Origin of the sequence: Phytobacter sp. V91 (assembly GCF_965644225.1) — a bacterium.
In the GTDB taxonomy this organism is placed as follows: Bacteria; Pseudomonadota; Gammaproteobacteria; order Enterobacterales; family Enterobacteriaceae; genus CBFFRJ01.
The window spans coordinates 1-224 of record NZ_CBFFRJ010000378.1; the positions used below are offsets into that span (position 1 = coordinate 1).

At 49.6% G+C, this 224-nt stretch carries 1 protein-coding gene; it reads right to left on the minus strand.

The window, feature by feature from the left end:
- Positions 1–224, minus strand: a 224-nt coding sequence (tnpA, locus tag ACSZO4_RS26040; protein ID WP_437891955.1) for an IS200/IS605 family transposase, incomplete at both ends; no start/stop codon positions are given.

A 224-nucleotide genomic window follows, 5' to 3' on the forward strand; every position in this document is an offset into this window, starting at 1 on the left:
ACAAAATATCCTCGTGCCCAGAAAACTTCACCAGTGAAGTTTTTCCCTCTGCCGAACTGCCGGGCTATCGCTATCGCACTTTTCCCCTTCAGATAGCCGACGATTGTCGATACCGAATACTTTGGTGGAATGCTGATGCACATGTGAACATGATCGCGCATCAGATGCCCCTCCAGAATCTGACAGCCTTTCTGGCTCGCAAGCTCATGGAATATTTTGCCCAG